The organism is Streptomyces sp. NPDC054872, from assembly GCF_053610705.1.
Map to the genome: position 1 here is coordinate 1 of NZ_JBSGYY010000013.1, position 21,573 is coordinate 21,573.

12 protein-coding genes and 4 pseudogenes are annotated in these 21,573 nt (G+C 67.5%); 10 read left to right on the forward strand and 6 right to left on the reverse strand.

Annotated elements, in window-relative coordinates; translation table 11 throughout:
• The 8 genes and pseudogenes from ACWGIH_RS17595 to ACWGIH_RS17630 form a co-directional block, all read left to right on the forward strand.
• On the forward strand, positions 1-3,969 hold a 3,969-nt coding region (locus tag ACWGIH_RS17595; protein WP_453691662.1), incomplete at its 5' end, for a non-ribosomal peptide synthetase.
• Positions 3,966-7,727: an ABC transporter ATP-binding protein gene (locus ACWGIH_RS17600; protein WP_453445232.1), complete on the forward strand. Its 3,762-nt coding sequence runs from the start codon at positions 3,966-3,968 to the stop codon at positions 7,725-7,727. The genes ACWGIH_RS17595 and ACWGIH_RS17600, both read left to right, overlap by 4 nt.
• 1,370 nt (positions 7,728-9,097) lie before the next feature.
• Positions 9,098-9,775, forward strand: coding sequence for a hypothetical protein (locus ACWGIH_RS17605; RefSeq protein ID WP_453445234.1), 678 nt, complete (start codon positions 9,098-9,100; stop codon positions 9,773-9,775).
• A 202-nt stretch (positions 9,776-9,977) separates the two neighbouring features.
• Positions 9,978-10,842, forward strand: a pseudogene (locus ACWGIH_RS17610) (transposase); the annotation flags it as partial.
• A gap of 17 nt (positions 10,843-10,859) precedes the next feature.
• Positions 10,860-11,000, forward strand: a pseudogene (locus ACWGIH_RS17615) (transposase); the annotation flags it as partial.
• A gap of 627 nt (positions 11,001-11,627) precedes the next feature.
• Entirely contained in the window at positions 11,628-12,104 is a 477-nt protein-coding gene (locus tag ACWGIH_RS17620) for a Tn3 family transposase (RefSeq protein WP_453445443.1), read from the forward strand.
• Positions 12,105-12,312: 208 nt separating this feature from the next.
• Positions 12,313-12,584: pseudogene (locus ACWGIH_RS17625) on the forward strand (transposase); the annotation flags it as partial.
• Positions 12,561-12,923 (forward strand): annotated as a pseudogene (locus ACWGIH_RS17630) (IS701 family transposase); the annotation flags it as partial. The pseudogenes ACWGIH_RS17625 and ACWGIH_RS17630, both read left to right, overlap by 24 nt.
• A 62-nt stretch (positions 12,924-12,985) precedes the next feature.
• Here the strand turns inward: ACWGIH_RS17630 and ACWGIH_RS17635 are convergent.
• A complete protein-coding gene (locus ACWGIH_RS17635) occupies positions 12,986-13,549 on the reverse strand; it encodes an IS630 family transposase (protein ID WP_453445236.1) in 564 nt (187 codons plus the stop codon).
• Between the two features lie 752 nt (positions 13,550-14,301).
• Between ACWGIH_RS17635 and ACWGIH_RS17640 the strand changes: the two genes are divergently transcribed.
• Positions 14,302-14,910, forward strand: a complete 609-nt coding sequence (locus ACWGIH_RS17640; RefSeq protein ID WP_453691664.1) for a hypothetical protein — start codon at positions 14,302-14,304, stop codon at positions 14,908-14,910.
• Between the two features lie 285 nt (positions 14,911-15,195).
• Here the strand turns inward: ACWGIH_RS17640 and ACWGIH_RS17645 are convergent, their stop codons facing one another.
• From ACWGIH_RS17645 to ACWGIH_RS17665, 5 genes are all read right to left on the reverse strand, one after another.
• Positions 15,196-16,509 (reverse strand): amidase, encoded by a 1,314-nt coding sequence (locus tag ACWGIH_RS17645; protein ID WP_453445240.1) that lies wholly within the window; start codon positions 16,507-16,509, stop codon positions 15,196-15,198.
• Positions 16,510-16,628: 119 nt separating this feature from the next.
• The gene (locus ACWGIH_RS17650) at positions 16,629-17,420 is read right to left on the reverse strand and encodes an MBL fold metallo-hydrolase (RefSeq protein WP_453445242.1); all 792 of its coding nucleotides are present in this window, start codon (positions 17,418-17,420) and stop codon (positions 16,629-16,631) included.
• A 91-nt stretch (positions 17,421-17,511) separates the two neighbouring features.
• A complete protein-coding gene (locus tag ACWGIH_RS17655; RefSeq protein WP_453445244.1) occupies positions 17,512-18,366 on the reverse strand; it encodes a polysaccharide deacetylase family protein in 855 nt (284 codons plus the stop codon).
• 79 nt (positions 18,367-18,445) lie between these two features.
• On the reverse strand, positions 18,446-19,558 hold the full coding sequence (locus tag ACWGIH_RS17660; RefSeq protein WP_453445245.1) for an oxidoreductase: 1,113 nt from the start codon (positions 19,556-19,558) through the stop codon (positions 18,446-18,448).
• A complete protein-coding gene (locus ACWGIH_RS17665; protein WP_453445247.1) occupies positions 19,555-20,232 on the reverse strand; it encodes a DUF1989 domain-containing protein in 678 nt (225 codons plus the stop codon). The genes ACWGIH_RS17660 and ACWGIH_RS17665 overlap by 4 nt, the downstream gene beginning before the upstream one ends.
• Before the next feature lie 702 nt (positions 20,233-20,934).
• Here ACWGIH_RS17665 and ACWGIH_RS17670 point away from each other — a divergent pair.
• Positions 20,935-21,387 (forward strand): ATP-binding protein, encoded by a 453-nt coding sequence (locus ACWGIH_RS17670; protein ID WP_453445249.1) that lies wholly within the window; start codon positions 20,935-20,937, stop codon positions 21,385-21,387.
• The last annotated feature ends 186 nt before the right edge of the window (positions 21,388-21,573 follow it).

The following is a 21,573-nucleotide window of genomic DNA, read 5'->3' on the forward strand; positions in this document are numbered from 1 at the left end:
CTGGACCGTGTTGCGCTCGCGGCCGCACTGCGTGACGTGATCGCCCGCCACGAGAGTCTGCGCACCGTTTTCCCCGAGGGCACCGACGGCACCCCGTTCCAGCACCTCCTGGACGCCGACGACGCATGCCCGTCGCTGATGGCCGTGCCGGTGCCCGAGGCGGAGCTGGCCGAGGCGGTGGCCACCGAGACGTCGCGCGGTTTCGACCTGACGTCCGAACCTCCGCTTAGTGCCTGTCTGTTCGCAGTGGGCGGCGCCCACGTCCTCGTCGTGGTGCTGCATCACATCGCGGGCGACGGCTGGTCCCTGGCGCCGCTGGCGCGCGATCTGACCGAGGCATATGGGGCGCGGACGGCTGGCAGTGCCCCACAGTGGGCGCCGCTGCCGGTGCAGTACGCCGACTATGCGCTGTGGCAGCGGGAGCTGCTGGGCGACGAGTCCGACCCCGAGAGCCTGCTGAGCCGACAGCTCGCCTACTGGAGAACCCAACTGGGCGATCTACCGGAACAGTTGCATCTGCCCACCGACCGGAGCAGACCCACGGCGTCCACGTTCCGGGGTGACCTCGTAGAGTTCGCCCTCGACGCGGAGCTGCACGGGCGGCTCGTGGGGCTGGCCCGGGAGTCGGGTGCGAGTGTGTTCATGGTGGTGCAGGCGGCGTTCGCCGCGCTGCTCTCGCGGCTCGGTGCGGGCACGGACATCCCCATCGGATCCCCGGTGGCGGGCCGTACGGACGAGGCGCTCGACGACCTGGTCGGCTTCTTCATCAACACGCTCGTGCTGCGCACCGACCTGTCCGGCGACCCCACCTTCCGCGAGCTGGTGGAACGGGTCCGCGAGACGGACCTGGCGGCCTATGCGCACCAGGACGTGCCCTTCGAGCACCTCGTCGAGGTCGTCAATCCCACCCGGTCGACCTCGCGGCACCCGCTGTTCCAGGTCATGCTGACCCTCCAGAACAACGCCCGGGCCGACATGCGGCTGTCCGACCTCACGCTGGAGCAGGAGGGCACGCCCGCCGAGACGGCGAAGTTCGACCTGTCGCTGAGCATGCACGAGACGCAGGACGCGGACGGCGGGGCGGCTGGGCTCAACGGCGCCTTCGAGTTCGCGGTCGACCTGTTCGACCGGGCGACGGTCGAGGGGATCGCCGAGCGCTTCGGGCGTCTGCTGTCGGCCGCGATCGCCGAGCCCGACCGGCCGGTCGGTGATCTGGAGATCCTGTCCCCGCAGGAGTACAAGGACCTGCTGACCGGCTGGCAAGGTGCCCGCGAGGACGTCGTCGAACGGACACTCGTCGACCTCTTCGAGGAGCAGGCCGCCCGAACACCCGACACAACCGCCGTACATTTCAAGGGAGTTGACCTCAGCTACGCGCAGCTGAACGCGCGGGCCAACCGCCTGGCCCGGTACCTCATCGGGCGGGGCGCGGGGCCCGAGGACACGGTGGCCCTGGTGCTGCCGCGCTCAGCGGACGCCCTCGTGGCGATGCTGGCGGTCCTGAAGTCGGGGGCAGCCTACCTGCCCGTCGACCCGCGGTACCCGGCCGAGCGCATCGCCCACATGCTGACGGACGCCCGGCCCGCGGTGGTCCTGACCGTCGAGGCGGAGCGGGACCGCGTGCCGCGCGCCGCGCTGGTGCTGGAGGACCTGGCCGCGGCGCTCGCCCACGAGCCGGAGACGGAGGTGACGGACGCCCACCGGCCCCGTCCCCTCCGGCCCGCCCACCCCGCGTACGTCATCTACACCTCGGGTTCGACGGGTCAGCCGAAGGGCGTCACAGTCACTCACGCGGCCGTCGCCGGTCATCTGCGCTGGATGGCCGGGGAGTACCCGCTGGACGGCACGGACCGTGTGCTCGTGCGGACCGCGTTCAGCTTCGACGCGGCCGTGTGGGAGACCTGGCTGCCGCTCGTGACCGGGGCCGCCGCGCACGTCGTGTCCGACGACGTAGCTACGGATGCTCACCAGTTGGCCGACCACATCAGTGACAACGGCATCACCGTCGTCCAGGTCGTGCCCTCCCTATTGTCCGAACTATGCGCCGCTGCCGTCGCGGCGGGCGCAACGACCGTGCTGCGACGGCTCTTCGTGGGCGGTGAACCGCTGCCCGCCTCCCTGGCGGAACTCGCCCAGGAGACCTGGCACGTACCGTGCGTCAACCTGTACGGGCCCACAGAGTCCACCGTCCAGGTCACCCACTACGAGGCACGGCTCAGCGCCCTGGGCTCCGACGGCCGCGACGACGCGTATCTGCCGGTGGGGCGGCCCGTGCGCAACGTTCACGCGTATATCCTCGACGACCGGCTGAGGCCGGTGCCCGTGGGCGTCCCCGGCGAGCTTTACCTCACTGGGGACCAGCTGGCGCGCGGATACGCGGGCCGCCCCGGCCTGACGTCCGAGCGGTTCGTGGCCGACCCGTTCGGACCTCCGGGCGCCCGCATGTACCGCACCGGCGACCTCATGCGTCGGCGCCGCGAGGGCGACCTGGAGTTCCTGGGGCGCGTCGACGAACAGGTCAAGCTACGCGGCTTCCGCGTCGAACTCGGCGAAGTCGAGGCGGTGCTGATGGCCCAGTGGCAGGTCGCCCGCGCCGCCGCGGTGGTCCGCGAGGACCGACCTGGCGACCGGCGTCTCGTCGCGTACGTCGTGCCCGCCGACGGCAACCCGCTCGACCTCGACGAGCTGCGGGGCCGCCTCGCCTCGGCGCTGCCGGACTTCATGGTGCCCACGGCTCTGGTGGCCTTGGATACCTTCCCGCTCACCCCGAACGGAAAGCTCGACCGGCGGGCTCTGCCCGCCGTCGAGCTGCGGGGCGGCGCGGGGCGCGCCCCGCGCAACCCCCAGGAAGAGGCCCTGTGCGGCCTGTTCGCCGAGGTGCTCGGCGTGACCGGGGTCGGGATCGACGACAGCTTCTTCGATCTCGGGGGCCACTCGCTGCTTGCCATCCGGCTGCTCACCCGCATCAGAACGGTGTTCGGCGTGCGGGTGTCGCTCCGCGCGCTGTTCGAGGCGCCCACGGTCGCGCGGCTCGTCCAGCGGTTCGACGGCGACGACATGGGCGACGGCTTGGCGGTGCTGATGCCGATGCGTGCCGACGGCAGCCGACCGCCGCTGTTCTGCGTCCACCCCGCTAGCGGCCTGAGCTGGGCCTACGTAGGCATGCTCCAGCACCTCGGTCCCGACCAGCCGGTGTACGGACTCCAGGCGCGCGGCATCGCCGAGGAACAGCGGTTGCCGGTCTCCCTGGAGGAGATGGCCGCGGACTACGCGGAGCAAATCCGCAAGGTCCAGCCCGAGGGGCCGTACCACCTCCTCGGCTGGTCCTTCGGGGCGCTCGCCGCGTACGCCGTCGCGACGGCGCTCCAGGACCAGGGCGAGAACGTGGCGTACCTGGGTCTGCTCGACGGCTATCCGCGCTCCGACATGGCGGAGGGGCCGGATGAACCCCCGAGGGTGAACGAGGCGGACGGTCCCGCCGATGCGGACGAGTGGGACGGGCTGGACGAGGTGAGCATCCTGCGGGGCCTCCTGCACGACATGGGCGTCGACGACGACCTGCGCGACGACATGGTGCCCCCGCTCACTAAGGCCGCGGAGCTGCTGCGCCGCCAGGGAGGCGCGCTCGCCGGCCTCGACGAGAAGACGCTCGCCCGGGTCGCGGCCGTCTGCGCCAACGGCATGCGTGTCTCCGCCCGATACCGGCCCGCGACCTTCCGCGGCGACATGGAGTTCTTCACGGCGGCCCGGGGCCGCTCCGACGGGCTCGACGCTCTGGCCCTCTGGGGCCCGTACGTGGAGGGACACATCACCGACCACTCCGTGGACTGCACGCATCTCGACATGGTCACGTCGGGCCCGCTCAAGCAGATCTCCGGCACGGTGGCGGCGAGGCTCAATGAACTCGTCGACGACGCCCGGCCGTCGACCGGGAACGAGAGCGGGACTGAGAACGGAGCGAGCCGGTGACGCCCTCCACTCGACGGCACAAGCCGCGCCGCGGCGACGCGCCCAGCACGTCCGCTGCCCCTGGCAGGCCGATACGTCGCCTCCTCCACTGCTGCCGCCGCTATCCCCTCACCGTCGCCCTCACTCTCGCCGCCACCGTGGCCGCCATCGCGGCCGCGGCGGCCGTGCCGCTGATCTCCCGGGCCATCGTCGACCGGGTGATCCTCGCGGACGAACTCCCCCTGCTGGCCTGCCTGACGGTTCTGTTGCTGGCCGGTCTCGCGCGCTTCGGTGCCGGAGCCGCTCAGCGGTGTCTCGCGGCGCGGCTGTCCTGCGACGTCCAGCACGACCTGCGGGTGCGTACGTTCACCGCGCTCTCCCGTCTGGACGGCGTGGGCCAGGACTCCCTACAGACGGGCCAGGTCATCAGCCGGTCGATTTTCGACCTGGGGATGGCACAGGGGCTCCTCGCGATGCTGCCCACCATTCTCGGCAGCGTCCTGCTCCTCATCGTGTCCCTCGCCGTCATGCTGACGCTGTCGCCGCTGCTCTCTCTGGTCATGCTGCTCGTCCTACCGCCTCTGCTCTACACAGCCCGGCACAGCAGCCGACGCCTGTACCCGGCCACCCTGGAGGCGAGGCAGCGCGAGGCCGCCGTCGCCTCGGCCGTTGACAACGCGGTCGTCGGCGTCCGCGTGGTCAAGGGCTTCGGACAGGAGGACCGCGAGCTGCGCAGGCTCAGTGGCGTCGCGAACGCCCTGTTCACCGCGCGCCAGCGCGTCGTACGCCTCAACGCGCTGTACGGCTCGACCCTGCAGACTCTGCCGCTCCTCGGCCAGGTCGGCATCCTCGCCACCGGCGGCTGGATGGCCTCGCGTGGCGACATCTCCCTCGGCACGTTCGTCGCGTTCTCGACGTATGTGGCCCAGATCGTCTCGCCCCTGCGCGGCCTCGCCACCGTGGTCACGAGCCTCCACCAGGCGCGGGCCAGCGTCGTTCGGGTCTTCGAGCTGATCGACATCCGCCCCGGTGTCACGGACCGCCCCGGCGCGCGCCGCCTGCCGCCGGGCCCCCTCAGCATCGAGCTGAACGACGTGACGTTCGGCTACGAAGGACACGAGACGCCGCACCAAGACCACCGGTACGACGGACACGGCACGCCCCACCCGTACCCCCGCCCCGTCCTGAACGGCCTCACCCTCACCGTTCGGCCGGGCGAGACCCTCGCCCTGGTCGGGGTGCCGGGTACCGGCAAATCCACGGTCTCGCTGCTGCTGCCCCGGTTCTACGACGTGCGAGGCGGATCCGTACGCGTGGGGGACACCGACGTGCGCGACCTGACCCTCGACTCGCTGCGGTCCGCCATCGGACTGGTCCCGGAGCACAGCTTCCTGTTCTCCGGGACCGTGCGCGAGAACATCGCCTACGGCCGCCCCGGCGCCACGGACGCCCAGATCACGGCGGCTGCCGCGGCGGCCGGCGCCGACGGTTTCATCCGTGGGCTGCCCCAAAGCTACGACACCACCGTCGGCGAACGCGGCTTCACCCTCTCCGGCGGTCAGCGCCAGCGCGTCGCCCTGGCCCGTGCCCTGATCACCAACCCCCGCATCCTCCTCCTCGACGATGCCACCTCGGCCGTCGACCCCCGCACCGAGGAGGCGATCCACGGCACGCTCCGCGAGGTCATGCGCGGCCGGACCACCCTGCTCGTCGCCCGCCGCCGCTCCACGCTCTGGCTCGCCGACCGCATCGCGCTCCTCGCGGACGGCCAGGTCACCGAGACCGGCACACACGATGAATTGATGGCGCGCTCGGCGGCCTACCGGAACCTGTTCGCGTCCACCACGGCCGACCCGAACGACGGATCCCATGACGCGGCAGACCAGGCCTCCTCCCCGTACGAGGAGTCGTACTCACCCGACGCGGACCCCGCCCTCGTTCCACGGGCGGCCCTGGCGGTGGACACCCCGGCCCCGCTCGAACTCGCCACCCTCACCCCCACCGCCACCGCTCCCGCCCCCGAAGCGGAACCCGGCTTCGGCCTGGGCGCACTGTTGCGGCCCTTCCGCCGCGCGCTCGTCCTGAGCGCGGTGTTCGTCCTACTCGAAGCCCTGGTGAGCGTGTTCGTACCGCTGCTCATTCGCACGGGCATCGACGACGGCATTCAACAGGCCGCGTCCAACGTGGTGTTGGCCACCTCGGCGGCCGCGGTCGCCATCGTGCTCATCGGCTGGGCGGTCAGTATGGTCCAGATCCGGACGAATGGCCTTCTGGGGGAGCGGCTGCGCTATGTGCTGCGCCTGCGCGGATTCGCCCATCTGCAGCGCCTCGACCTCGCGTACTACGAGCGCGAGCTGTCTGGCCGGATCATGACCCGGATGACCGCGGACGTGGAGTCGGTCGCGGCGTTCGCCCAGACCGGCTTCGCCACGGCGGCCGTCAGCCTGATCTCTACGCTCACCGTGCTCACCGTGCTGCTCGTCCTGGACTGGAGGCTCGGCCTGGTGGTGTGCGCGGGGCTGCCGGTCCTGGCCGTCGCGACGGCGCTGTTTCGGTGGACGGCCGCGGGGGCGTACGGCGCCGCCCGCGACACGTCCGGCGCGGTCAACGCGGAGTTGCAGGAGCACGTCGCGGGGCTGCGCATCGCCCAAGCGTTCCGGCAGACCGGGCGCGGCGCCGAACGGTTCGCGGGCAAGAGTGCCGCTTACCGCGCGGCCCGGCTGCGCGCTCAGCGGTACGCGGCGGGCTACTTCGGCTTCGTGGAGCTCCTGCCTGGCGCGGCCGCCGCGTGTGTCCTGGCCCTCGGCGCGGACCGGGCCCGGGACGGCGGCCTGACCATGGGTTTGCTCGTGGTGTTTCTCCTCTATGTGGACGTCCTGTTCTCCTCGGTCCTCCAGCTCTCCCAGGTCTTCGACGGATACCAGCAGGCATCCGTGGGTCTCAGCCGCATCCTGGACCTCTTCGGCACCCCGACGGGCACCCCCAGGGCCGAAAACCCACTGCCGGTCGACCACTTGAAGGGGATGATCGAGTTCGAGGACGTCCGCTTCCGTTACCCTGGCGCGACCCACGACGCGGTGGCCGGGGTGCACCTGAGCGTCCCGGCGGGCCGCACGGTGGCCATCGTCGGCGAGACCGGCGCGGGCAAGTCGACCCTGGTGAAGCTGGTCGGCCGGTTCTACGACGTCACCGCAGGCACCGTTCGCGTGGACGGCCACGACCTGCGCACGCTCGAACTCGTGGACTACCGACGGCGCCTCGGTGTCGTGCCACAGGAGACGCACCTGTCGGGCGGCACGGTCCACGACGCCATCGCCTACGGCCGTCCCGGCGCGACCGAGGCCGAGGTGGAGACGGCGTCCCGCGCGGTCGGCGCCCACGACCTGCTCTCCCGTCTGCCCGGCGGCTACGGACACCCGGTAGGCGAGGGCGGCCGCAACCTCTCCGCCGGCCAGAGCCAACTCATAGCCTTGGCCCGAACCCAGCTGGTCGACCCGGACATCCTGCTCCTGGACGAGGCGACCTCGGCCCTGGACCCCGCGACGGAGGCGACAGTCTCGGCAGCGGTGGCCCGCCTTACGGAGAACCGCACCTCTCTGATCGTCGCCCACCGCCTCACGACGGCGTCCCGAGCCGACCACATCGTGGTCCTGGCAAACGGCACGGTGGCGGAAGAGGGCACGCACGCGGAACTCCTTTCCCGCGACGGCACCTACGCCCACCAGTGGCGCGCGACACTGCCCGAGGGCGACCGCGAGAAACTGGCGACAGATCTGTGACATGTAGGCGCACACACAACTATGAGGTGATCGGGTGCCGGGAAGGGCACCCACTGCTGCGGCCGTTGCGCAGCGGGCAGCTTCGGGTCAAGGGGGTGGAGGTTCAAATCCTGTCGTCCGGACAGTGATGTCGGCTTGTTTGTGCGGCTCAGGTCGAGTGGATCTACGCGAATGAGGAAGCGCTCGATTCTCCTTGCCGGCGGCGTACCAGCCGTATGCACCCTCGGTTTCCAGGGTGCAGCATCCGCAGCCCCGACCGGAGCCACCGGCCGGCCGACGGGCTGCACGTAGCAGATCAACTATGACAACGGCGCGATGGCCCGCTGCAGCAACAGCAATGGTGGCCACTGCAAGGCCACCGGCATCTGCACCCGTCTGGACGGCGGCGGCCTCATAACCATCGACGCCGTCAAGTGGAACACCAGTGCGGACGGTTGGTCGACGTCTACCGCCCGACACTGACACGTTCAAATCCGCCGGGATCGTCACTAAGACGTCCTGACCAACCCAGTGGCACGACGTCCTTGTCGGAATGTCGGCAGTGGAACTTGTCTGTTGCCGGGGGCGAGATGGGTCGGTCCCGAAGCCGACGACAGCCTCGGGACCACCCGCATGGCCCGGTCCCCCACGGCACGGGCCAGAGAGGGCCCCGCAGTCACTGCCGCAGCCTCTCGACAGCAATGAGAACAGACGGATGGCATGATCGGACCTCTTGGTGCGTGGCGTAATTACGCTGCAGACAAAAGCGCTGTCCAGGGTTTCCAGTTCGAACCGCGTCATGAGCTGAACAGAATCAGCAGGATGCGGCTGAGGGAATCACCGTCTTCACTGCCTTTCCGCAACCCACAGAGTCTGTCGTTACGGCGCCCTCGAACACGAGGGCGCTCACGAGCCAATTGGCGGCCCGGGTCTCGGACGGGTGCGGCACGGTCGCCGGAGCAAGCACCCAGGTGTCGCCGACAGCCCAGTGCCACGAGGGCAAGGGTGAACCATAAGGCCACATGAAATCAGACGGGCCGGGGTGGCGCTTCGTTTTCCTCATCCGCGGCATCGGCGCCAATCTCGCGACCTGCGGACAATGCATTTCCGCGTCTCATGCGCGGCCCTCACCCCCAATCCACATACGGCACATATGGGTTTTGCTTGGAAATGGAAAGAGGTGTGCATTATAGACGCGAACATCGCGTCACCGAGTCTCGCCTTACTGAGTGGCGTGAATACGCCAGATGCTTGCGGGTGCCCACTTGGTGTGGCAGGTTTCGATGCCCGGCGCTGCGGGGATTGCCTGAAAAGCATCGCCAGTCAGAAATGCACCGGAATCAAACGGAATCATAGTGAGTGGGGATGAAATGTTTTCGTACCGAAGAGGAATGGTCGGGCTGCTGACGGCGGCCCTTGGCCTCACTGTACTGGCGGGACTTCCGAGTGCCGCCGCCGCGGACAGCAGCCCGGCCGCTCCGGCCGCCAGTGCTTCGCCGCAGGCGTATGTTGTCTGGCTCGAGGCCAAGGCAGCCGCCGGCGACACTGAAGCCACTGAATTCTCTAACAAGTTCAAGGCACTCTCCGCCGAGAACCAGGAAAAGTACCTCGGGTACATAAACGATCGGAAGTATTTCGACGTATTCGCCGACGCGGTCGAGGGCGAGGGGGCCGCCCGGACTGTAATGGCTGACGGTGACGTCGTCATCAAGCGCGGCGGTGACTCCGGCTCCACGCCCGCACGGGCCACAGACAGGTGGGCAACGCACTGGGTCACGGTGAGCTATCTTGGCCTTCAGGCCACAAAGGTCACGGTGAAGACCTCATACCAGACCAGTGGGACGAACACCACGAAGGTCTACCCCGGCTCCGCATGGCACACGAATTATATTGCGGGCACCGATCTGGATCACGGTGTGGTCGATGAATGGATCTCGTCGGAACCTGCAGACAACGCACACTCCGAGACGATCTGGACTTTCGAGTGGTGGACGGGCATCGAAGACACAGGCCGCCATCGCGTTTGGGCCGATTACAGCGGCTTCAAGGGCGGATACCTGAAGACGTGACACCCATCTAAGCGCACCATGCTCTAACTTGATATTTAACCTGTGGCGTCAAATGGTCCGTCGAACTTGATCACCTGGTTCGGTAACTTCCGGACACTAAGGCGGCCTTCGTCTGCACATGTTCTCCGACCAAGGAGCACACACATTCAGGCGAAGGCCGTGAGAATGAGTTTGCCTGCATCACGACGCCCGGTGAGAACCGTTGGCACAACTGTCATGCTTCCGGGGCGAGTTCTATGCCTGACCGCCCGTTCGGATGCCCTGTTCGAGCTGGCTGATGCTGTTCTGCGCGGCGATGAGCCGGTGAGGTCGCTGGCCGAACTGTCGCTGGTGGGTGAACACTGCCGCAGCTGGGGAGGGCTCTACGCAGCCATGGCCCGCGGGCGCCTCGGATGGCCCCAGGCTGCGGCGGGCGCTGGCCGAAGTGCCCCTTCTGCGGGCCAGCGACGGCCGGATGGTCCTGGCGATCGATGTCACGTGCTGGCTGCGGCCCGACGCCCACCCTCACCCGAGCGAATCCTGTGTTACACCTACGGCCGGGGAAAGGACCACCACATCCCCGTCCCCGGCTGGCCCTACTCGATCATCAGCGCGCTCGAGCCGGGACGCAGCTCATGGACCGCGCCGCCGGACGCACTGCGCTGGCACCCGGCGAGGACACCGCGACCGTCACGGCCCGGCAACTGCCCGATCTGCTCCAGCGACTCATCGCAGCAACAGCAGTGGCAGGCGGGCGACCCCTACATCCTCGTCGAACCGCGAACGCCGGATACGACCCACCCCGCCTCGGCTTCCTCCTGGCTGACCTGCCGGTCCAGGTGCTGGCCAGGATGCGGTCCGACTGTGTCTGCGCAGAGCTGTCACGCCACGGCTCCCGCACACCCAGGACCCACCTCCCCGGCACGGCGGAGAGTTCGTCGTCGGGCAGCCCGACACCTGGAACACCCCGGACACCGAAACCGTCACCGAAACCCGCCTCTACGGCACCGCCAGGGCACCCCAAGCGGATCCAGCACTGCTCTTGGACAGCCGCAGACGGCACTCTGAACCTTCCCCTTGTTCGTGGACACCCGGAGACTGGGACCTGAGTTCCAGCGGAAGTAGCACCAGGTGGGGCGCAAAGTACACGAAGCGGTACACCGAAGAGTTCAAGCGGGACGCGATTGTGCTCGTCGATTCCTCGGGCAAGACGGTCACGGCCATCGCCCGGGAACTCGGCATCAGCTCCTAGTCCCTGCGCGGCTGGTACCGCAAGGCGAAGACGGACCGGGGCAAGGGCACTCCCGGCGAATTGGGCCGTGCCGAACGCGAGTGCTCCAGCGGCTACGGCGGGAGAACCGCGAACAGCAGCAGACGATCGAGAGCCGAGGCGCAGATCGCCCTCGGGTACGGGGACTGTTGAGCGTACTAACCCCAAATTCGGCAGTGGAACTTGTCTGTTGCCGGGGTGAGGCCAGGTCGGTCCCGAAGCCGCCGACAGCTTCGGGACCACCCGCATGACCCGAGCCCCCACGGCAACGGGCCTGCCGCGGCCTCTAGACAATAACGAGAACAGACGGACGGCACGATTGGATACATAGGTGAGTGGCGTAATTACGCCGGAGTCAAAAATGCTGCTTTGACTTCCAGGCCGAACCGTGGCACGACCTGATCAGGCTCAGCGTGACATAACTGCGGGCGAGCACCTGGCGGCTCGGGCCGCGTTGTTGGACGGTGCCCACCGTGAGGTCCCGCACGGGTGCCGGCGAACTCCCAGATTGTGTTCGACGACGACGGCCGCCTGCACTTCGCCGTCCTGGAGCCGGAGCCCGAAACCGCCTCCCGGCGCCAGCTGGGGGTGGCAGTGGAGGCGATGTTGCCCCGGGTCGACCTGCCGGAGGTGTCCTCGTGGACCGGCGCCGACCAGGCATTCACCTCCGTCACCGGCAGTGAGGCGAGGCTGAAGGACCTGCATGTGACGATCGCCACGCTGCTGGTCGCCCCCAGCTGCAACGTCGGCTACACCCCCGTCATCGGAGCTGCGGACGCCCGGAAGTACGGGTGCCTGCCCCAGTCAACCAGACGTATCTGCGACTGGCGACGTACCGGGCGGCGAACGCCACCCTGGTCGACTGCCAGGCGTCGATCCCGCTCGCGCAGGGTGTGGAGCTGCGGCTTGGTCGCCTCGGTGGACGGCATGCGGTTCGTCGTGCCCGTGCCGTCAGCGTACGCCCTGCCGAACCCGAAGTGCTTCAGACGCCAGGGGGCGCAACCTGCCAAGCGGCGGGGCCGGGCGGGAAGGTCGTGGCCGGCACCCCGCGCGGCACCACCTCCCCCTTGGCACAGATAACAGGGCCGCTCCACGCAGCGGCTGAGAACGTCACCGTAGGTGACGGTTCAAGCTACCGCAGGTTTTGGGGTGTTATCTGTGGGAAGACTTTGGACCGGTCCACCGCCGATATCCCGCTAGCCGCCCACCAGTGCCGACGCGGGCGTACTGGTTCTAACAAAAGCGGTTGATCATGTGACTCTTCGTGTGTCGGCTGGTTGGTCTGGTTGTGGCGAAGCGTCAGTCGCGGCCGTGGATTGTGTCGGATGAACTGTGGTCGCTCATCGAGCCGTTGCTGCCCGAGCCTGGACTGAAGCTGGCACAGGGCAGACCTCGGGTGCCCGATCGGCAGGCTCTGTGCGGCATCTTGTTCGAGCTGCACACCGGCATCCAGTGGGAGTACAGTCCCCAGAGTTGGGGTTCGGCTCGGGAACGACCTGCTGGCGGCGCCTGGCAGCCTGGAATGACGCCGGTGTCTGGGATCAACTCCAGGACGAACTTGGCTGGGCCGACTTCCAAGTCCGCTCCGACCGTGCCATCCGCCGCCACCAGATTCTGGTCAACTGCGCCTTCTCCTTCTGCTGGGACCAATGGTTCGCCCCACCCGGCCCGGTGGATTCCAACGCGCCGGACCCGTGTCCCAGCCAGGGGCCAGAGAGGGAGCCCGCACCCGCCCCACCAGCACCAACAGCCCTGCTGGCCCAGGGCCTTACGGGCGATCCGTTCCTGGCTCGCCCCCGCCATCGCCCTCAACCATTGGTGGCGAGCCGGGACGGACAAGGACCCGCCCTCCGAACTCCAGGCCCTGATCGACGCAGTCACCACCGGACACGGCATTGACCTCTACCGCCGGATTTTGAACTACCGGTAAGTGGCCGCGCATGGGGGATTTCGACTGGCCACTAGCAGTCGAGGGTGTAGCGGACGTAGGGGCCGCCGAAGTTGCCGCGGACGATGTGAGGCTGGTGTCGTCGGCGGCGGACGAACCTGCGTGTTTCGGCGGCGAGTTCGGCCTGGTTCCTGGCCCGGTGGGTGTGGGGCAGGCTGCGTTTGAGGTCGGCGTGGACCAGCTCGTCCGGGTTCAGCTCGGGTGAGTACGAGGGCAGGAAATGCAGCTCGATCTCGTCGTCGTGGTCGGCGAGCCATGCCCGGACGGCCTTCGAGCGGTGGGCCGAGTGCCGGTCGACGACCAGGTGGACCTTCCGGTCGAAGTGCCCGACGATCCGAGTGAGGAAACGGCACATGACCTTCGCGTCGAACGACTCGGCGAAGACCATGAAGTGCATCCGGCCGCGGGTGCTGATCGCGAACATCGCGTTCACGGAGAACCGGGTTCCGGTGCGGCGGACGGTCGGGGCCCGCCCCTTGGCACCCCAGGTGCGGCCGGTGACCTGGTCGGATCGGGTGCCGACCTGGTCGGCAAAGAGGACCTCGCCGCCCTCGGCCTTCGACTTGGCACGGATCACCGGCCAGGGCTCCTCATGCCACACACGGACCGCTTCCGCATCCTGGCGACCGCCCGCTTGTCCGGACGCTGAAACGTCAGCCCCCGGCGCTTGAGGTACTTGCCCACACCGGCTCGGTGAACCGAACCCCGTACAGCTTGAAGATCAACTGCCCTATCTGCCCACGCGTCCACAGCTGACCGGAAAGACCCGGTTCAGATGGGGTGTGGTCGAGGACAGCATTCCGGACGGCGGCCTGTTCGGCCTCGGACAGAACCAGATGCTCACCCACGCGACGGCCGCGCTGGCGGGAGAGCAGCGAGTCCCGGCCGCCGGCCTGCCACCTCGCCCACCAGTTGTCCACGCCTTGACCGACACCCTGAAGAGGGCGGCAACCTCCACCCGGTCCCGGCCGTCCGCCAGCGCGGATACCGCCAGAAACCGCACGGCCTCCTGCGCATCCGGCGACCAGGTCCGCGCGTCCACCACTAGATCGCTCACATACGGTCAACGGACCTGAACTCAAAGCGTTTCGGATCAATATGAGGCGAAACCGGCGTAGGTATTCCGAGCCTACCTACCCAAAGGCCGGATTCAGCACCGCTTGCGTAAAACCGCCATTGAGAAAGTCGGGCTCGTGAGCGAGGGTGATATCCGCAATACAATAAACGGATCATGTCTGGCAGGATCACCCGAATAGTGCGCGGCTTGCCATGATGTTGCATGGCTGCCTGTTCGGGCGACACGCGCAATCAACGGGGAAGTGGGGAGACATGCGTAGGTGGACACGTTCCGTTCCGGCGCTGGGAGCCTTGATGCTTGCTGTGACTCTGAGCGGCTGTGGTGGCTCGGAAACGGGCCAGGAGGTCCGGAGCGACTCGGATTCCGCGGCGACAGGCGACCAGGCTTCCGACCGTAAGACGACCTATAGTCTCGGCCAGGAAAGCCCGCCGCAGAAGAACACCATGCAGAAGTACAAGGACAGTACGTTCACGGTCACGCCCAAGAAGGTGAGGACCGGCACCAAGGCCGACCTGGAAGCCTCAGGTCTGCAAGTGGATGAGAGTGACCGTTCCAAGGTGCCCGTGTACGTCTCGGTCACACTGGCCCACAAGAGCGGTAAGGGCATGGCGGTCGGTGACTTGGACGACGACCTGATGGTCAGGACGGATAAGGGCGACCGGGCCCGGTCCCTCATCGTCCTCATGGGTCAGGTCAAGTGGCCGAACTGTCCGACGGCGAATCCTGAGAAGGAGCTGAGGACGGGGCAATCCGCGTCGATCTGCAACGTCTTTCTCATCCCCCGAGACCAGAATCCCGTCGCGGTCGAACTGGCCCAGGGCTTCAACGCCATGCCACTGGAATGGCCGGTCAAGAGCTGACCGGCAATATGCTGCTTTGGCCGGCCTCAGCCGTAGCGTTGGCGAGGCCGACCGATCACGACATCAACATCTCGGGGGGAGAGAGATGGCATTTGTCGTGGCAACGCGACAGATTCTTGCACCACTTGCGACAGTGGCCGCGATCTGAGCGCGTGTTAAGACTACGCGAAAGTGATCGTGAAACCACCCTGTGGCGCAAATACGCTGCCGAGCTGAGAGGCTGTAAGGCCAGCTGATCTGGGTGTCGCGGTTTGGGGCACCAACGCTGACCTCTCGGGCTCTCCGTCATGTGCCCTGATTCGGAGAGGCAATGCTGTCGGCAATGGTGAAGAGCAGTTCTTCCCGGCCGGGCGGGCAGACGAGTTGTACGCCTACCGGCAGTCCGTCCACGCGGCCGACGGGAACGCTGAGCGCCGGAAAGCCCGTGAGGTTCCAGGGACTTGTGAGGGCCAGGAGCGTGCTGCGTACGGGGCGGGACGCGCCATCGACGGTGACTTCGCGCTGACCGAGCAGCGGCGCCGTGACGCCGACAGTCGCCGAGGCCAGCAGATCGAAGTGTTCGAGGAGGCTGCCCATGCGTCCTCGGGCTGTTTCCCGGGCCAGTTGTGCCCGGACATACTGCCAACCGGCTGTCTCAGATGCGCTCCGCAACCGATCGAGGACTTCTGCATCGAAGAGATCTGGTCGGTCTCGGACCCGGTCGGCGTGGATGGCGAACGCCTCGCTGCTCTGGATGGCGCTGAACGCATTCCGCATGCCGACGAGATCATCAAGCTGAACCCGACTCACCTCGTGCTCAGAAAGAGCGTCGCGGGTCAGGTCCGCCACCTTCGACGCCACCGGAGCGTCGGGCCCCCCCTCGAGCCAGCCGATTCGCGTCACGGCCCCGTCAGGATTGTGTTGTTCGGAGTGCTGAGGGGCCAGAACGTCGACGACGAGCCGGCAATCACGGGCAGTCGCACCCAGCACGCCCACGTGATCGAGGCTGGGCGAGAGCGGAAAGACCCCGTCGGTTGGCACCCTCCCGAATGCCGGCTTGTACCCGGCGATGCCGCACATCGCCGCCGGGATACGCGCGGAGCCCCCCGTGTCCGTGCCCAGCGCCACGGGCACCATGCGAGCGGCCACGGCGGCCGCACTGCCGCCGCTGGAACCTCCTGACATGCGGCTCGGGTCGTGCGGGTTGCGGGCCGGACCGTGCCAACTCCGGTCGCCGGTCGGGCCGTAAGCGAATTCGTGCGTCACAGTAGTACCGATGATCACCGCTCCGGCCGCCCGCAATCGCCGTACGCACTCCGCGTCTTCTGCGGCCTGGTGGCCGGCGAAGTGAGCCGATCCCCTGGTGGCGGGCAGTCCCGCGACGTCGATGAGGTCCTTCACGGCCACCGGGATGCCGTGGAGGGGCCCTCGGTCGATACCGTCGGAGAGTTCGTGGTCCGCCTGACGTGCAGCCTGCACCGCCCCGTCCTCGTCGACGACGGCAAAGGCACCGACCTCGCTGTTGCGATCCGCGATCCGCGCCAAGGATCGGCGGGTCAGAGCTTGGGCCGTCGTTTCGCCGCCGCGCAGTGCTGCGGCCAGGTTCTCGATTTCACTCATGCGGTGGTCTCCGGTAGGGGAACCCGTGGCGGGGTGTGCGGTTGGCAACGCCGGTAGCCGTGGCGTGCAGAGCGGGCCCGCAGGTCCACGCCCGCAGCGTCCGATGCCTGCCGTGAAGGTCAACCACGGAGTCCCCAGTCCAGACGGTCGGACAACCCGGCGGCAAAGAATGCCGCCTGCAGGGAGTCGCGGCCCTCCGTGTAATGCGCCCAGCTGTCGTAGTGCACGGGTACGACGCGACGGGCGCCGAGAACTCTGGCGGCTTCCGTGGCCCGGGTGCTGTCCAGGGCTAGGCACTGGCCGGCGAAGACAGCGGGAAAGCGGGGTGCGCCCGCGAAGAGGAGGGCGGTGTCCACCGGGGCGAAGCGTGCGGCGATCTGCCTGACCGCATCCAGCGAGGCGTTGTCGCCACTGACGTAGATCGTGGGCAGTCCGTCGCCGGTCAGGATGAAGCCGACGACGGGGCCGGCGAGGGGCTCGACCTCTTCACGTGGCCCCGGACCGTGGATGGACGGCACTCCTGTCACGGTGATGGTGCCGCCGTCCGGCCGTTGCAGTTCGATGGATTCCCAGTCGGTCAGCCCTCGGGCTTTCCCACCGAGACGTTGACTGGCGGCGGGGGTAGTGAGGGTGAGGGGGATACCGGCGAGCAGGGCGCGGCCGGCGTCATCGAGATTGTCGGGGTGCTGGTCGTGGGAGAGCAGCAGTACGTCGATGCGGCCGAGATCGGCCGGAGCGCCGTCGGAGGGGGCGAGCTTGGTCAGGACCAGGCCGCCCGGCACACGGTATTCACCGGGTGCGTCGAACGTGGGGTCGGTCAGAAAGGACAGTCCGCCGTATTCGAACCGGGCTGTGGGACCTCCGAAGACACGGACGGGGAACTGCCCGGTCTCTGCACTGAAAGGGGACATGACGTGGCTCCTGATTGATGACGGTGTGAGCCGTGTGGTGACGGCGGCCCGCTCCCACTGCTGAAGCGGGCGAACCGGGGGCCTTCTGCGATCAGTTGGCCGGCGTGAGCGGGGCCGGGGTGCGCAGGGGCAGCGACGCATCGGCTTGTGCGTCGAGCGCCACCTCGGAGCACGTGACGAAACGTACGTCGCCCTGGTTCTGGGCGTGCTCGATGAGCTTGCGCAAGGCCATGGCCCGTGAGGGGCGGCCGCTGAGGAACGGGTGGTTGGTGAGATTGAACAGGCATCCGTAGTGCCTCATGGCGTCCAGCTCATCCGTCCACATCTCCAGCACCTTGCGTGGGGATTCGATGACGGAACCGACGTGCGGGGCCGGAAGGAAGGCGTACTGCTCCCAATCGTCGAGAGACCAGTGCACGGGGAGTTCCACGATCGTGGTCCCGGCTTCGGTCTGCAGCGAGTAGGGGCGGTCGTCCCCCATGAGTGAGGAGTCGTAGAGCAGGTCGTACTCGGCGACCAGGGACGGCGTCAGCCACGTCGAGGCCCAGTTCGCTGCGCGGTGCCCGGCGATCGGGATGTTCTGGGAGGCGAACACGTCCATGGCACGCTCGAAGTCCTCGCGCTCCTCGGCGGCCGTCATCTCCGTGGGCGGACGGTGGCTGTAGGAGTGATGGGCGACTTCGTGACCGCGGTCGATGATGGAGGCGGCGAGTCCTGGACGCTGTTCGGCCACCCACCCCGGCACGAAGAACGTCGCGGGCACGCCGGTCTCGTCGAGCATGTCCAGGATTCTGGGTACACCGACATCGGGTCCGTAGGACTGATGGGACATGGTCGACGCGTGAGCGGCGTAGTGCGCCCCGTGCGCGAGGATCGGCGCCTCGGCGTCCACGTCGAAGGTCAGTGTTGCGACGGCGGCGGCTCCGCCGCGCCAAGAAGCGTCCATGCTTTCGGCTCCTTCGGCCCGGCCGGCACGTCCGTGCCGACCGGTGAATTTGGGATGGGTCTTTTACTCAAGCCCTCGCCTAACAGCGCCACTTTTCGGCATTGTCCAGCGAGGCCCTGGGCTGGAGTATCGCGTGGTCGAATGTCTCCAGTTCGTGTCCGGCGGCCACCCTGTTCGGGAGGTCGGGGTTGGCCAGGGCTCCGCGGCCCAGGGAGAGCACGTCGGCGTGGCCTCCCTCGAGTAGTTGGGCAGCCTGGTCCAGGTCGTGCATGCCACCGTTGGCTATCACCGGAAGCCCGGTCACCTTCTTCGCCAGAGCCGTGAGCGTGTCCCCGTCGTCGAGTCGTGCGGTCTCGATCCAGTCCCGGCCCTCGCTCGCGATGTGCAGATAGCTGGCGCCAGCATCGGCCAGCGACTTGAACACGGTGCGTGCGTCATCGGAACCGGCCCAGCGGTGCTGGAAGTCGTTGACCTTGGTCTGGGAAAGCCGCACTCCGACCCAGAAGTCCTCATCGGGAATCCCCGTACGGATGCGTTCGACGACCTGCGCCGCCAACCTGATCCGGTTCGACACGGAGCCACCATAGGAGTCGCTGCGCAGATTCGTGTAGTCCGTCAGGAACTGGTCGAGCAGGTAACCGTTGGCCGCGTGCACCTCGACCCCGTCGAATCCCGCTCGCTGCGCGTTCAGGGCCGCGGCGACGAATCCCTGCACTGCTGCCTCGATGTCGTCGTGCGACATGGCATGCGGAGTGGGCCAGGGACCGGACCCGCCGTACTCGGGCATCATCTGACCCTTGGGAGGGACGGCGGATGGCCCCGCCGTGTCCGTTCGGAAGCGGTTCCCCTGGGAGAGCGCACCCGCGTGCATCAACTGCATGACCGCACGGGCACCGCCGGCATGGATCGACTCGGCGATCGGCTGCCACGCTTCGACGTGTGACTCGGCCACGATCCCCGGCTGGAACAAGTAACCCTGGCTGTACCGGTCATCGGTGTAGGTGCCTTCGGTGATGACCAGGCCGAAGCCGCCCGAGGCGAAGGCCGAGTAGTAGCGGGCCATCGCCTCGGTGGGTGTGCCGTCCTCGCCGGCCGAGACACGGGTCATCGGAGCGACGGCGAGCCTGTTCGCCAGCTTGCTGCCGGCCAGGTTCACGGGCTCCAGAGCAGGGTGTGCGCCGAGGGTGGTCATGAGGTTTCTCCGTTCTCTATCTGCAGTCTGAGAGGTGTGGGTGCGCCGGCGTTGATGTCCACGAGGTCCTGCGGACACGCGGACACCACGACCACACAGTCGATCTCCGCCTCGAACGTGATGCTGTCCCCTGGCCGGGATGTCGAGGTCTCCCAACTAAGGGCGCCGTCCTCGCTCACGGGAATGTCCATGAAAATGTTGATCGGCTGCGGCACGACGTCGGTGGACAGCCCCACGGTCGCCAATGCGTCGTGCATGTTCTGCGCGCAGGAAGCGTGGTCGGAAGGAGCGGCGAGGGCCGCGTAGCGAGAGGCGTCGCAGGCGGCGATGAGCATGTCGTGGCGCCCGGGCGACGTGTCCTCGACGAGCCTGAGGATGGGGCGTCGCAGGCTCGTGACGAACTGCTCCCCGACCGCGGGAAAGAGTCGGTCGACGTATGCCCGGGTATGTGATGCGGAGTGATGCTCCCGGACGTCGTCGCGCGTGAAGACAAAGACATCGCCGACCTGCTGGCCCTCGACGTCAGTGATTCTTACCCGTTGCCCCGCGTCGACGAAGACTGCTCTGCCTTCGCCTGCGGGGATGTCGATTCTTTCGCACACCGGTGTTGCTGGAGTCATGGAGACAAGAAACCAGCGCTCACGCAGCGAGAGCGAGGTAAGAAACGCCACCATTACCTCGGCAGAGGTGTTGGAAGATACAGGCGGGCTGTTCGGCGCCCAGGAGAAGTGACTATTGCCGTGGTGACACGAGCACTAGCGGTCCGCCCGCCTCCGCTGGAGAAGCGGTAGGCGGCGAGTTCACGGGGTGAAGAGCGCGCCGACATTTGCTGGTCACTCGCCACGCCCTCGGCGTGGACGCCGTCGTTTGGATGCCGCTCACCGGATGTCCGCAACACCTTCCTCTCGCTGCCCATGACCGCACTTGTGCCAGCCGTGACAACGAGCACCCGGTGCAGTCGGCCTCCCATCGCCAGCGCCCCAGCCCGACCGTGGCGTGATCTGCCTCACTCGATGTCACACCAGACGATGTCGCGGTGTCTTGGGGTTGAACACCTGGGGACGAAGGAAACACCATGATCGAGAACTCGAATGTCATCGCACCAGTGGGTCGACCGCCGCGGTCGCCATCTGCCCGGAGTTCCTGGCAGACGGCGACCGGTTACATCAAGCATCGGTTACCGGCACGCGCGGCGCCGAGCTGAACCCAGTTCGCGCCGTCCGGCGATCCGACGGTCCGTGCCACAAGTGGTGAATCAACCACCGACGGCTGTGAAAGACGTACATGTTCGCCACTGAGAACACCGGGGGGGAGGTGATGGACTTGACCCGTCTCCTATCCAGGAATTGCGCCGACTCGGAAGGTGGATCGGGGCCATGAACGGAATACAACCCTCAACGGAATTCTGTGCTTCTCTGCTCGACGACCCGATGGCTGTACGCACTGCGCGCGAATTCGCCGTGAAAACCATGAGAAAGCTCGAGCTGGGGGCTGCGGGCAGCCAGTCCGGCCCTGACGGGGTCGAGGCGGCCGTGCTGGTGACCTCGGAACTGGTGACCAACGCGTGCAGACATACCGCTGGTGTCGTGGGCCTTCGCCTGACCTGGGACGGCAGCGCATGGACGGTCGAGGTTGACGACAAAGACGGCGACGCGGGTCCGCTTGCGATCGTCCCCATCACCGAACGCGGGGGGCATGGGGGATTCGGACTGGGCCTCGTGGATCAACTGTCTGATATGTGGGGAACCACTTGCCACCGATGGGGCAAAACGGTCTTTGCCCGGGTCCGGCTCACGGCAGGCAAGGCGCCACCCTGCGCAGCTGTGTGACTCGTGGCACGCGGTGCCGCCGACCCTGTTCTCATTTAGTGAAGGCAGAGCATGAATTCTCGGAGAATACGAGTGGGGGACGGAGAGCGAGTCTCCTACCCGCACCCATGCGCCGACGACCTTGACTTCCGCATACTCGGACTCATGTGCGCCGGAATGCACGATGCGGCAATCAGCAGAAAGCTG